Here is a 13,929-nt window from a genome sequence, read left to right on the forward strand (position 1 = left end):
TATCTTGATATGCAAACAGTTTACGGGCAGCTGACCTATTGCTCCAATATACACCCCGGCGAAAACTGGGGCGACCACTTTAAACAATTACAAGCAAATATACCTGCTGTTAAAAGGGCCGTTTCTCCTGATAAACCCTTTGGTATCGGATTACGCCTGTCTAATACCGCCAGCCTGGAACTGGCCAGGGAAGAGAACCTGCGCGGATTCCAGCAATGGCTCAAAGAACAGGATTGTTACGTTTTTACCATGAACGGCTTCCCGTACGGCGGCTTTCATAACGTTGTTGTGAAAGACCAGGTACATGCACCCGACTGGACAAGCCCCGACCGCGTGGCCTATACCATTCGCCTGTTCCGGCTACTGGCCACCCTGCTGCCTTATGGCATGGATGGTGGTATCTCTACCTCCCCCCTGAGTTATAAATACTGGTGCAATCGCTGTGAAGAAGAACAAAATTCCGTGACAGAAAGCGCCACACTGAATATGCTGCTCGTAGTGGAACATCTCGTGCGTATCAGACGCAGTGGCGGACCGCTGCTGCACCTCGACATAGAACCTGAACCAGACGGACTGCTCGAAAATACCGCTGAGTTTCTCGATTGGTACCTGCATAAGCTGATGCCCACAGGTATTATATTTTTGCAGGATAAATTCCGGGTAGATGAAGCGACTGCTGCGCAGATGATCAAAGACCACGTAGCCCTTTGCTATGATGTCTGCCACTTCGCCCTGGTGTATGAACAGCCTGCGAAAGTGCTGGACCAGATAGCCGCATATGGTATTAAAGTAGGGAAAGTACAACTGAGTGCAGCGCTGAAAGCAGATATGCCAACGGAAACGGATAAACGTAAAGTAATCCTGGACGCTTTCCGTCAGTTTATGGAACCTGTTTACCTGCACCAGGTAATTGCCAGAACAGACACAGGTTCCCTGATTCATTATCCTGATTTGCCACAGGCATTTGAAGACCAGGATAATCCAAGGGTACGGGAATGGCGTTCACATTTTCATGTGCCTGTTTTTTTAGAGAGATATGAAGTACTGGAATCTACACAGGCAGATATCCGCGAAGTATTGAAACTGCAGCAACAGCAATCTTTTACCAATCACCTGGAAGTAGAAACATATACCTGGGATGTTTTACCACCGGCACTGAAACTGGAAATGGACGATTCTATATCCAGAGAGCTGCTGTGGGTGAAAGGAGTATTGGAATTGTGAACCTTGAATTATAGCTTTATGTCAATTAAGCAATGGCCTAAGAATCTATGAGAAAAACAGTAGTAATCGATGTGGTAGGTTTATCCACATCGCTGATTAACCATATGCCTTACCTGAAGGCATACACGGAAAACCACCATCTGGCAACCATTCAACCAATGCTGCCGGCAGTCACCACTGCGGTTCAAAGCACCTATCTTACCGGTCAGTGGCCGGCCGAACACGGCATTGTAGGCAACGGCTGGTACGATCGCACAGATAGCGAAATAAAATTCTGGAAACAATCGAATAAGCTGGTAGACGCGCCCAAAATCTGGGACAAAGCCCGTCAGCTAAACCCGGAATTTACCGTTTCCCAGATGTGCTGGTGGTACAATATGTACGCCAACGTCGATTACTCACTCACGCCCCGCCCGAACTACCTTTCAGACGGTCGCAAAATACCGGACTGCTATACGACACCTGCCGGCCTCAGAGACGAACTCCGGGAAAAATTCGGCACCTTCCCCCTGTTCAACTACTGGGGACCTACCGCCAGCATTAAATCTTCCCAATATATCGCGGACGCTTCCATCTACACTGATAAGAAGTATAATCCGACCATGACGTTTATCTATCTCCCGCATCTGGACTACTGTCTGCAAAAATTCGGGCAGGATATGGAACGCAATAGGAAAGAGATATTAGAAATTGATGGTGTTTTAAAGCAGTTAATTACTTATTATGAAGAGGTACAGGCAGAGATTATTATCCTGTCTGAATACGGTATTTCCAATGCTACCAAACCGGTAGATATCAACAGAATTCTCCGTCAGGAAGGACTGCTGGCTGTGCGGGAAGAACGTGGCCTCGAAATCCTTGATCCCGGTGCCTCTAAAGTGTTTGCCGTTGCTGATCACCAGCTCGCACATCTCTACTTCAACGATCCTTCCTGCTATAAAAAAGTCAGGGACATGCTGGAAAAACACCCGGATATCGAACTGGTGCTCGACAGGGAAGGCAAACGTCAGCATAACCTCCATCATAGCCGTAGCGGCGATTTAGTGCTGGTAGCAGCACCAAACAGCTGGTTTACCTACTACTACTGGCTGGATGATAATAAAGCGCCTGATTTTGCCCGCATCGTCGAAATCTTCCGCAAACCCGGCTACGACCCGGTAGAGATGTTCATGGACCCGAAAAATCCATTCGTGAAACTGAAAGCGGCCTTCCAGCTGCTGAAGAAGAAATTGGGCTTCCGTTACCTGATGAGCGTTATTCCACTGGATGCCACGCTGATAAAAGGTTCTCACGGCCGCCTCGAAAAGGATGCTTCCCTGCATCCCGTTATTATCACCAATAAACCTTCCGGAAAAGATACCCTGCAGGCCACCGATGTCTATGGCGTTATGTGGAAAACATTGACAGGCGACACACAGTAAAAGGGACGCACACCACCAGTCAAAAAAAATTAGGTTTGCTCAATTATTTCTCTATTTTCATGCAACCGATTGCTAATGAAGACAGCGAACAGGAAAACCTATGCAATCAGTAGAGCCATACATCAAGTTAAACCACAATATTCCGTTATGAAAAGAAGGGATTTCATTAAAACCGGTACTGCCGCAGGTGTAGGTGCAGGACTGACCGTGTTGAACTTTCCGGTATTCGGTAAAAATGCACCAAGCAATAAGATCGTATTAGGCGTGATGGGCGTTAACTCCCGTGGTAACTGGCTGGCACAAACAGCGGCCAAACTACCAGGCGCTGAAATAGGCTATATCTGCGATGTGGAAGATGGTGCAATTGCTAAAGGGATGAAAGCTGTTGCTGGCGCCCAGGCACGTAAACCTACCGTTATAAAGGATATCCGGAAACTCCTGGAGCAAAAGGATTTCGACGCGCTGGTAGTGGCCGCCCCTGACCACTGGCATGCCCCCGCTGCTATCATGGCTACAGCCGCAGGAAAACACGTATATGTGGAAAAACCATGTGCCGCCAATCCCCGCGAAGGCGAATTACTGATTGCTGCTGCCGCAAAATATAACAGGCACGTACAAATGGGCAACCAGCGCCGCTCCTGGCCTAACCTCCAGCAAGCAGTAAAAGAAGTACGCGAGGAAGGTATTATCGGAGATGTTTATTATGGAAGAGGATGGTATGTAAATGATAGAAAACCGATTGGTATAGGTAAGAAGATACCGGTGCCAGCAACACTCAACTGGGACCTCTGGCAGGGCCCTGCCCCACGTAGAGATTACCTGGATAATATCGTTCACTATAACTGGCACTGGCGCTGGCATTGGGGCACTTCCGAAACCTGTAATAACGCCACGCATGAACTGGATTGTATGCGCTGGTTCCTGGGTGTCGACTTCCCCACTAAAGTAACTTCGGCAGGTGGCCGTTACGCCTATCCTCCTGACGACTGGGAGACACCGGATACCCAAACCCTCAATTTCGAATTTGAAGGTAACAAAGCTATTTCCTGGGAAGGCCGCAGCTGTAATCCATTCAACCTGGAAGGCAGCGGCCGCGGATTTACCATTTTTGGCTCCAAAGGCGCCCTGTACAATAGTGGCAACGACTCCTACAAAATTGTGGATAACAACAATAAAGTCATTAAGGAAGTAAAGCAGGATAGTGATCAGCAACGCAGTGTAACCAATACGGTGAGTCCGGCAGGTGAATTCTACGATGCTATTCACATTCAAAATTTTCTCGATTCCATCCGTGGTACCGCAAAACTAAACTCCGAGATCAATATCGGTTACCGCAGCGTATTGCTTTGCCTGCTGGGAAATATTGCGCAGCGCACCGGTCGTGTGTTACACACCGACCCTAAAAACGGCCATATCCTGGGCGATGCTGCTGCCATGAAACTCTGGGGTAGAGAATATGAGAAAGGCTGGGAACCTAAAGTTTAATTTTAAGAGCTCCTATAGTTGCAGGGATCGGCTACCTCGTAGTCGGTCCTTTGCATTTTTAAATAGCCTCTCTGCTGATCCTCTCTGCTGATCCTCTCTGCTGATCCTCTCTTCCGATCCTCTCTTCCGATCCTCTCTTCCGATCCTTTCCGGTCCTCTCTGCCAATCCTCTCCGGTGATCATCAGAGCACTAATCATCGGCCCCGGCCCGAAGGGCCGGAAGAACCCAGCCGATACCGAAGGTATCGGCCTGAAAGAGCAAAACCTGATCTCCCCATATCCAGATAAAAATAGAAAAACATACATGCTAATCGCTTAAAACCCTTATCCCTATTCTGTTTATAGACTAAAAATAAATATAATAATAAGTTATTCCCCATAACTTTTAGTTATCGATATTATTTCTCTACGGAATGATGATCCATTAAATTTGTTGTACCTGTAATTTTTATTTCGAACCAACCATCCTCCAGCCATGCGTGGAGGGAAAGACTATTTAATGGATTTTTTGTTACAACAATCAAATTATCTGCCTGTACTTGTTATTGGCCTGATCGTAGGTTATTTATCAGGATTATTAGGCAAAGGCGGCAGTGCTATCAGCACACCGGCACTGCAGATATTCGCGGGCGTGACGCCCTTTTTTGCACTGGCATCTCCATTGCCGGCATCTATCACCAGTACCTTATCGGCCACTGCAGTATACAGAAAGGAAAAACTCTTTAACACGAGGGTGATTCTTTTGAGTGCGGTCATTGCAGTGCCTTCAACTATTATCGGCAGCTGGTTTAGCAGCCTGCTTCCCGGAAAAACACTGATGATATTAACGGCGGTATTTATTGTGGGGATTGGCTGTTCGCTGCTGTATTCTTTCATGAAAAAGAAAACAACCGCTACTTCAGATGCGCCCATGCTGGCAACAGTGCCGGCGGGTAAACTGATGGGGGCCGCCATGGGGATAGGTCTGCTGGCCGGATTACTGGCTAATGCCGGCGGAATCCTCTTCAGCTCCTTCTTTATTAAACAATTGAAAATGCCTATTAAACAGGCGCTGGCATGTGCGGTGGTGCTGTCGGCTATACTGTCCATTCCAGGGGCGGTGACCCACTGGTACCTGGGGCATATAGACTGGAATATTGCACTGCTGTTATCGCTCACTGCTTTTCCTGCTTCCTACCTGGGGGCTAAAACTGCTGTGAAAATGAAAACGCCGCTGCTGGAAAGACTTTTCGCCCTGACTTTAATTCTCTTTGGGTTATACGATATCTTCTTTACGCTGCTGCATAAATAAAAAAATATATAAAGGGGCAATATCAGGCGTTTACCTGGTGCTCCCTGATGCTGCGTTGCTCAGGCTCCGGCAAGGTGCCAAAAATCAGCTCATAGGCCTTTCTGAGGTATTGTTCCAGCTCTGTGGCTGGCAGGGTGTCGTCCTGTTTCAGCTGTACCCAGTGGTACCTCGCCAGATGAGGAGCAGGAACGATACCAGGTTGGGCAATCAGACTGTGAAAAGTGGCAGGCTGACACTTAAACGAAATTCGGTGCGGTTCATTCATGGAAAGCATCGCAAACAATTTCTCTCCTACAAAGAAACGCAGTTCATTATCCCACTTCATATCAGTGGTAACGGCTGGAAGGGAACGGCAAAATGCCAGGGTATTATCAAACATAGCAGCAGGTTTTTATGCAAATCATAAAATAGTTTACTGATTCATAACGAGAAATATAAAGGTCAAACTTTTAATACCATCCCGTACCGGAATGATGCATGGAAATTTCTATAAATAGTGATGGAACTGCCATATAAAAATACGAAATAATAACACCCAAAGAATTCCCGTACAAAAACTTTACAATAAATTTCATACACAAAAAAAGAGCAGGTACAAAAGTACCCGCTCTCCGTCCCTGAAAGACTACTTACTAGGTAAGTTATCAGATTAAAACATTATCTGCGGTCATGTCCATGTCCGTGCCCATTGCCATGTCCCTGGTTATTGTCATTTCCGCGACCATGGCCGTTTCCGTTATCATGGCCGTTGTTGCCTTTGGGTCCTCTGCCGTTCCATTGATAATATTTAGGATCATTACTGTTCCTGATAATCGTCTGTTTACCGTACCAGCCTTTATATCTGCCATATTGCTGCCTGTAATATGGCGCCCTTGTCCATGGGTCAGGATCATTGATCACTACTTTGTATCCTCTGTCCAGATCATATTTGTAACGGCCCGGGAGACTGGAACCCCATACCCAATGGTTACCATTGAGGTAGATAAACTGACGTTTGGAAATGCTGTAATAAGCATCTATATCTGGAAAATAATAATAGCTGGCATAATCATATCCTACGGGGCCCCACATAGGCTGACTTCCAATGTTAATGCTGACATTAACCTGGGCATCTGCACTTTTTGCAAACATACCCAATGATATAACCATTGATAATAATATTGCAATCTTTTTCATACCCTTATGATTTTAATTTTTATAATCGAATACAATGCCAATTAACACATGAGATACGTGTTATTATTCGTTTGAATAAGCGTTGAAGGAAAGGATACTGAACAGTGCGAAGCACTGTTCAGTATGTTAGAGAGTAGAGTTGTTAGTCATGCCAACGATTGTTTCTGTCATTTCTTCTGTCATTAAATCTGTTTCCGTCGTTGCGGTTATCGCGGTTGTCGCGGCCCCAGCCCCTGTCGTCATGGCCCCAGCCACGGTTATCACGGTCGGTATACACTCTTCTGTCGTCTCTTCTTTCTATTCTGTAATCCTGTATACGGTTAGGCATCATATAACGGTCGTCGTGACTGTTGCGGATGATGACCTGTTTGCCATACCAGCCTCTGTAACCTGCGTACCTTGCTCTGTATATGTCCGGGCGCATCCATGGATTAGGTTCGTTGATGACTACTTTATAACCCCTGTCAAGGTCATAGTTGTAGTAACCTGGTAAACTTGGAGCAAAGACCCAACGGTTTCTTTCCAGGTATACAAACTGCCTGTTGGCTATATTGTAATATGCGTCGATGTCCGGCATATAATAATACTGGGCATAATCGTATCCAACCGGGCCCCATGTAGGCTGACTGCCAATATTAATGTTAACACTCACCTGGGCATAACTTCTGTTGATACTTACTCCTGCTAATATTACTGCTGCGAAAAGAATTATTGCCTTTTTCATATGATGATCGTTTGACTGGAATAATGCGAACGCAATGCCAGAAGTTGCCAATTGTTCATTTGCCTCCGTTAATTACTGTTAAATCATCCTGGAGTAAATCTGAAGTTGGCTGTGGTGGCTTGTTTAAAGAAATGTTAATGCCGTCACAACCACACGAAAGTGTGAATAAAAAAAGCCCGGCAGTGTAGCTGCCGGGCTTAGAAAATAAATAAAGCTTTGCGCAATTACTGCACCTTCGCCCATCTTGCCATCTTATCTTCCAGTACTGATAATGGCACACAACCATCTTTCAGTAACTCATCATGGAAAGAGGATAAATGGAATTTATCGCCTAATTCTTTTGTATACTTATTACGCAGCTCACGAATTTTCAACTCCCCTATTTTGTAGGAGAGTGCCTGACCCGGAATCGCCATGTAGCGCTCAATTTCAGCGGTTACTTCTGCTTCAGATACCGGCTCATTATCCATCATATATTTGATCGCCTGTTCGCGTGTCCAGCCTTTCGCATGCATACCAGCGTCAACGACTAAACGAATAGCACGATGGATCTCATCACTGAGACGGCCAACATACATATATGGATTGGTATACAGTCCCAGTTCTTTACCCAGGCTCTCACAGTATAACGCATAACCTTCGCCATAGGCGCCTATCCATGCAAAGCGACGGAATTTAGGCAGACTGTCATTCTCCATTTGTAAAGACATCTGGAAGTGATGACCCGGAATTGCCTCATGCAGAAACAGGCATTCCATGCCGATATAACTGAATTTTTTAGCATCCAGGATAGGTACATAGAAGATACCCGGACGCGTACCGTCAGGAGAGCCTGGCTGGTATTCCGCGCTGGCAGAAGCGGCACGGAAGGCTTCGGTCTGTCTGATTTCAAATTTTGTTTTAGGAAGATGACCATACATTTTTTTCACCCCCGGCATGATCTTGTTTTCGATGGCCTTGAATGAGTCAAGGATAGCGCCTGGTGTTGAGAAAATATGGAATTGCTTATCTGTACGCACAAATTCAAAAAATGCCGGTAAATCGCCTTTAAAACCGGTACTGGTTTTAATCGCTTCCATCTCCGCTCTGATCCTCGCTACTTCTTTCTCTCCCAAAGCAAAAATTTCTTCCGGTGTTTTGTTGGTAGTAGTCCAGTATTTAATGAGATAATTGTAATATTCCTTTCCATCGGGCAGACTATCAATACCGCTGCTGGTGCGGGCTTTAGGCAGATATTCTTCCTGCATGAAGGCACCGAGTCTGGCATAGCTTGGAAGGATATAAGTTTCGATGGCTTTTGTATAGTCCTGTATCAGCTGCGCCTTGTCGGTAGCACTGATGGAATCAGGAATGCTTTTTAAAGGAGCATAGAAGATATTGCTGCTGTCTTTTTTGGCGAGGGCTGTCAGCTGAGGAATGGTTTTTTCAACTAACGCTTTAGGTAGTACGTAGCCGGTGCTGATACCTTTGCGCATATTGGCAATGGCAGTATCTGACCACTGTGCAAAGAGCTGCATACGCTGCATGAAATTCTGGTAGTCTTTCAGGTTTTTGAAAGGCTGTGCAGAGCTGCCGGAACCTAACTGTGCAAGGGTGATAGGCAGACAGGTAAACTGCTGTACCGGCATCAGGTTATCATGAAAGGTAAATCCTTCCCTGTTGATAGCCAGTTCACGTTGCAGCATATCATAGGTAATACGGTCGTTGGGGCTGAGCAGGCTGGTATCGATTTCTTTGAGGCTGTCCTGGTAGGCGCGGAAGATGGCGTCTGTTTTGGCGCGCCAGCTATCGGCGATGTCGATGGTCAGTTCCGCATTGTGCTGATTTTCACCATTGAAGGTGGCCGTAATCGGGTACAGCGACATGCTTTCGTCATAATAACGCGCAGAAAGATGGTGCAGTTTGTCTGCATTCAGCTGCGGATTGCCATGGTTACAGGCGGTGGCCAGCAGGGCGCCGAGGGCTACCATGCTAACTTTCAGTGGAAATAATTTCATTTATTAATGGTTTAGCAGGATTTAAATCGTTATTAAAATAAAAAAAGCATTCCGAAGAATCGGAATGCTTATTTAGAACAGTGAACAATGAAAAAAAAGATAAAATATTTTTATTTGAGAACTTTAATGCGTAAACTCTTGAATGACACTTCGTTACCATGATCTTGCAAGAGTATGTGACCTTCCGGCCACAGGCCAAAGTTATTCCAATTTTTGTATTTACTGATAGCTACCAAATCTTTGAAGTTCTGGGATCCTCTTTCGTATTCCAACACTTTGAAACCATTCAGCCAGTGCTCCACGTGATTATTTGGATACACAATAATACGACCTTTATTCCATTCTCCAATTGGTAATATTGCACGTTTTTCCTGTTTTCTGGCAATCAGGTCATAAAGTGAGGCCAAGGTGCGATCTCCGTCGCGGCCCAGCTTGGCATCGGGATGAACTTCGTCGTCCAGTACCTGGTATTCCAGTCCTATGGCGGATTTACCTTTGGTATCGTAAGATTCTTTCACGAAATATTTTACGCCTGAGTTGGCACCGCGGGTCAGTTTGAATTCGAAATCCATTTCAAAGGCGCCGTATTCCTTATCTGTAACGATATCGCCGCCACTGCCTTCTTCGTTGCCGTCGCTGGCGTGGATGGTGATGGTACCGTCGTTGATGGTCCAGCCTTTATCAGGGAAACCTTTCTGGTTGTAGCCTCTCCATCCTTTGGAAGTTTTACCGTCCCAGAGGAGCTGGAAGCCATTTTTCTTTTCCTGGGCGGAAATAGTGTTATCGACATTGTTAACCACGTAGATATTGTCGTACGGAGAATACTGGCTGGCAGCCGGGTTTTCTATGATACGGAGATTGCGCCAGTGGATGCTTTTGCCGTTATCAGCTTCAGTTTTGCCGATAGAGTGTACCTGCAGGGCGATAAAGCCTTTAGGCAGCGCGGTATCCACCAGGTGAGCGGTTGGTACGCCGTTTACCCAGGTACGCATCTCATTGCCACGGCATTCGATACGGTATTTGTTCCAGCCATCTTTTTTGAAGGCATTTTGCCCGGCAGGATTGTATTCCATCGGATACTGCCATCCGCGGCGGCCTTCTTCATAAATACCTCCGCTCCATTTACGGTCGGAAGGATCTATTTCCATCTGGTAGCCGAATACGCGACCATTCTGGTAATCAGCCCTGCTCTGGCTGCGGAATTGGATACCGGAGTTGAATTCTTTGTCCAGCTTAAATTCCAGCTCGAGGATGAAATCGCCATAGTCTTTATCTGTGCAGAGGAAGGAGTTAGGCGTGTTCATCACCGTCGTCCCTACGATCTCGCCGTCCTTAGCCGAATAGATCGCGGTACCGCCCAGCTGTTTCCAGCCTTTGAGGTCCTTGCCGTTAAAGAGGTCTTGCCATCCGGATTTATTGGCTTTCTGGGCCAGCAGTGTACCTGACATCAGCAGGATACCGCCACATACAAGTAGTAACTTTTTCATAACTATAAACGGAATAGACCCCCAAAATATAAAATGATCCTGATTTATTCAACCGATTGCATAATAGTTTTTTATGAAGATGTTAAATCTGTTGTCAGGCGGTAATTTGCCGTTGTGAAATTTATTATCTTCAGGAGCTTATATTTCAATAATCTCAAAATTTAACCCATGGCACAAAAGAAAATTATCTTACTGACAGGCGATTATGCGGAAGATTACGAAACAATGGTTCCATTCCAGATGCTCCAGATGATCGGGCATGAAGTACATGCTGTTTGCCCGGACAAAGCAGCCGGCGACAAGATAAAAACAGCGATTCATGATTTTGAGGGCGACCAGACGTACAGCGAGAAGCCGGGTCATGGTTTTGTACTGAATGCAACATTTAATGACCTGAAAGCCAGTGAATATGATGCGCTGGTGATTGCGGGTGGCCGTGCGCCGGAATACCTGCGTCTTAATAAAAATGTCCTGGAGCTGGTGAAGCACTTCTTTACAAATGATAAGCCGGTGGCTGCAGTATGCCACGGTATCCAGATATTAACGGCTGCTGATGTGGTGCGTGGCCGTAAACTTACTGCCTATCCTGCGGTAGCCCCAGAAGTGACTGCTTCCGGTGGTACCTATGTATCTGTAAATGTGACCGATGCAGTTACTGATGGTAACCTGGTAACAGCGCCGGCATGGCCTGCTCATCCTCAGTGGATTGCTGCTTTCCTGAAGGTATTAGGTACTTCTATTGAGTTATAGTATTTTTATATAGGTAGATGATTGATATTTAATCATCTAAATAAAATTAAAAGAATCTTTCTACGGATTTTCAAATTAAGGCGGCAATGCTTACCTTTGCAGCCAAATTGAAGGGTTTAAGCCCCGAAATTTGCAATCATTTGTAATTCGTAACTGATTTTAATTATATGTCCGGACAGCTTAAAGAAGTTCGTAACCGAATCAAATCTATTCAATCTGGTCAGCAGATCACGAAAGCCATGAAAATGGTGAGTGCTGCAAAGTTGAAACGTGCACAGGATGCCATTACCTTAATGCGTCCATATGCCGTAAAACTCCAGGAAATGTTACAGAATATTGTTTCCAACAGCGAAGGCAATATCAATACACCACTGGCCGCTCAACGTGAGATTGAAAAAGTACTGATCGTTGTAATTACTTCCGACAGAGGCTTGTGCGGTGCATTCAACTCCAACCTGATCAAAGCAGCAAAACGCGTTATCCGTGATAAATATGCTGAACAATTTGAGAAAGGGAATGTTGAGTTATTACCTATCGGTAAAAAAGGTTATGAGCACTTCCTGAACAACGGTTATAAAGTAAATGACAAGTTCTGGAACATGTTTGGTAACCTCACCTTCGACCACGTTAAAGAAGCTTCTTCTTTAGCAATGGAGGGCTTTATCGACGGTACCTACGATGCAGTGGAAATCGTTTACAGCGAATTCAAAAATGCTGCCGTTCAGGAATACGTAAATGAACAGTTCCTGCCTATCGCAAAAGTAGAGAACGAAGAAGACAGCCTCAAAGCTGACTTCATCTTCGAACCGCAGAAAGATGTACTGATAGCTGAGCTGATGCCTAAAATCCTGAACACTCAGTTCTTTAAGGCCATCCTGGATAACCACGCTTCCGAACACGGTGCGCGTATGACTGCCATGGATAAAGCAACTGAAAATGCGAGCGAATTGCTCCGCAACCTGAAAATCTCTTACAACCGCGCACGTCAGGCTGCCATCACCACCGAACTCACTGAGATCGTTTCCGGTGCCGCCGCTCTCGCCGGTTGATAACCAGATCAGGTTATTCACAATAAGTCAACAACTGAATAATAATATTTTCAGAATAGGGTCAAAGACTGTATTTTCGGTCTTTGACCTTTTTTGTAAATCTCGTTCCAGCTTTTTTATTTTATGGAAATATCTCAGATCATCCCGCATGTGGAAGCACTCATCTTTGCTGCCGACAGGCCGTTGCCCATGCTGGAAATACTGGATTTATTAAATAATGCACTGGCATTCCTCGAAGATCGCGCAACAGCCGATCAGGTGGAAGCAGCCATCGAAGCTATCAGAGAAAAATATAGCTCAGAATTCTATGCATTTGAAGTAAGAAGCAGTGGCGGAGGATTTCAATTCCTCACCAAAAGAGATTATTACCAAACCGTTGCCCAGCTCAATGGCGACAAATTCCTGAAAAGACTCTCCACAGCAGCCCTGGAAACACTGGCCATCATCGCATACCGCCAGCCCATCTCCAAAGGCGAAATCGAATATATCCGCGGTGTAAGTACCGACTACTCCATTCAAAAACTCCTGGAAAAAGAACTGATCGTGATCTCCGGCCGTAGCGAAGACCTCCCCGGAAAACCACTGCTATACACCGTTTCCAGAGGCTTTATGGACTACTTCGGTATCAACTCCCCGGCAGATCTGCCTAAACTGAAAGAACTCTTCGATGAGGAAATGATACAACCTACCCTCATCACCGATGAAACAGCTACCATCGGCAGAGATGATATCCGTGAAGAACAGCCGTCTAACGATAACGAATACACGAACGAAGCTACGCCGGAAGAAATCGGTGAAGATGGCCATACCATGATGGTTTCAGAAGATGGTGAACTCCTCGATCCTGACCATCAGCTGGATGAACTGCCCGCAGCTCCGGCAGAGACTCCTGCACCTCCAGCCCCGCAAAAACCGGCTGGTCCTCCAACTCCGCCGGCAGCAGAGCATTCCGACTTCCACCTCATGGACCAGGAACACGAATCGCTGCCCGCCTCCGAAGACGAAGAAGCCGAACCTGACGACGAAATCATCAACTTCGAAAGTTTCCTCAGGGACGCTGAAGAAGACCGCTCCGGCGCCGCAGAAGACGAAGACGCAGAGCCAGACGATGAAATTGCCCGAAATTATTTCCATTCAAAAGATGAAAATGAGGAGGAAGAAGAGGACGAGGACGAAGAAGAAGGCCTCGAAGATGATGAAGATGAAGAAGACGATTTTCCTGGTACCGACACCGACGACGCTGACGAAAACGATCTTGATAAGAAATAAAACGGCGCGGCTATCTCAACGATAGTTTCGCTGGCCGCTATAGCCCACTGCGCGCA

12 protein-coding genes are annotated in these 13,929 nt (G+C 46.1%); 7 read left to right on the top strand and 5 right to left on the bottom strand.

What is annotated here, in order from left to right; all coding sequences use genetic code 11:
* Window positions 1–9 precede the first annotated feature (9 nt).
* From eboE to F3J22_RS06020, 4 genes are all read left to right on the top strand, one after another.
* Window positions 10–1,224, top strand: coding sequence for a metabolite traffic protein EboE (gene eboE, locus F3J22_RS06005; protein WP_167015270.1), 1,215 nt, complete (start codon window positions 10–12; stop codon window positions 1,222–1,224).
* A gap of 47 nt (window positions 1,225–1,271) precedes the next feature.
* Window positions 1,272–2,645, top strand: coding sequence for an alkaline phosphatase family protein (locus F3J22_RS06010; RefSeq protein ID WP_167015272.1), 1,374 nt, complete (start codon window positions 1,272–1,274; stop codon window positions 2,643–2,645).
* Between the two features lie 147 nt (window positions 2,646–2,792).
* Window positions 2,793–4,130: a Gfo/Idh/MocA family protein gene (locus tag F3J22_RS06015; protein WP_167015274.1), complete on the top strand. Its 1,338-nt coding sequence runs from the start codon at window positions 2,793–2,795 to the stop codon at window positions 4,128–4,130.
* A 499-nt stretch (window positions 4,131–4,629) separates the two neighbouring features.
* Window positions 4,630–5,421, top strand: a complete 792-nt coding sequence (locus tag F3J22_RS06020; RefSeq protein WP_167015276.1) for a sulfite exporter TauE/SafE family protein — start codon at window positions 4,630–4,632, stop codon at window positions 5,419–5,421.
* Window positions 5,422–5,443: 22 nt separating this feature from the next.
* Here F3J22_RS06020 and F3J22_RS06025 read toward each other — a convergent pair whose 3' ends face one another.
* The 5 genes from F3J22_RS06025 to F3J22_RS06045 all read right to left on the bottom strand — a co-directional run bounded on the left by F3J22_RS06025 (window position 5,444) and on the right by F3J22_RS06045 (window position 10,805).
* Window positions 5,444–5,800, bottom strand: a complete 357-nt coding sequence (locus F3J22_RS06025) for an MmcQ/YjbR family DNA-binding protein (protein WP_167015278.1) — start codon at window positions 5,798–5,800, stop codon at window positions 5,444–5,446.
* 278 nt (window positions 5,801–6,078) lie between these two features.
* Window positions 6,079–6,597 (bottom strand): hypothetical protein, encoded by a 519-nt coding sequence (locus F3J22_RS06030; protein WP_167015280.1) that lies wholly within the window; start codon window positions 6,595–6,597, stop codon window positions 6,079–6,081.
* Window positions 6,598–6,739: 142 nt separating this feature from the next.
* Complete coding sequence (locus F3J22_RS06035) at window positions 6,740–7,321, bottom strand: hypothetical protein (RefSeq protein ID WP_167015282.1); 582 nt, start codon at window positions 7,319–7,321, stop codon at window positions 6,740–6,742.
* A gap of 224 nt (window positions 7,322–7,545) precedes the next feature.
* Window positions 7,546–9,318, bottom strand: a complete 1,773-nt coding sequence (locus F3J22_RS06040; RefSeq protein WP_167015284.1) for a DUF885 family protein — start codon at window positions 9,316–9,318, stop codon at window positions 7,546–7,548.
* A 110-nt stretch (window positions 9,319–9,428) separates the two neighbouring features.
* Window positions 9,429–10,805: a DUF1080 domain-containing protein gene (locus F3J22_RS06045; protein ID WP_167015286.1), complete on the bottom strand. Its 1,377-nt coding sequence runs from the start codon at window positions 10,803–10,805 to the stop codon at window positions 9,429–9,431.
* 168 nt (window positions 10,806–10,973) lie between these two features.
* Here F3J22_RS06045 and F3J22_RS06050 point away from each other — a divergent pair, with 168 nt between their 5' ends.
* The 3 genes from F3J22_RS06050 to scpB all read left to right on the top strand — a co-directional run bounded on the left by F3J22_RS06050 (window position 10,974) and on the right by scpB (window position 13,873).
* Window positions 10,974–11,555 carry a DJ-1/PfpI family protein gene (locus F3J22_RS06050; protein WP_167015288.1) on the top strand — a complete coding sequence of 194 codons (582 nt, stop codon included), beginning with the start codon at window positions 10,974–10,976 and terminating at the stop codon, window positions 11,553–11,555.
* A 167-nt stretch (window positions 11,556–11,722) separates the two neighbouring features.
* Window positions 11,723–12,604 (top strand): ATP synthase F1 subunit gamma, encoded by an 882-nt coding sequence (gene atpG / locus F3J22_RS06055; protein WP_167015290.1) that lies wholly within the window; start codon window positions 11,723–11,725, stop codon window positions 12,602–12,604.
* A 123-nt stretch (window positions 12,605–12,727) separates the two neighbouring features.
* Window positions 12,728–13,873, top strand: coding sequence for an SMC-Scp complex subunit ScpB (gene scpB / locus F3J22_RS06060; RefSeq protein ID WP_167015292.1), 1,146 nt, complete (start codon window positions 12,728–12,730; stop codon window positions 13,871–13,873).
* Window positions 13,874–13,929: the final 56 nt, after the last annotated feature.

The organism is Chitinophaga sp. Cy-1792, assembly GCF_011752935.1.
Classification (GTDB): domain Bacteria; phylum Bacteroidota; class Bacteroidia; order Chitinophagales; family Chitinophagaceae; genus Chitinophaga.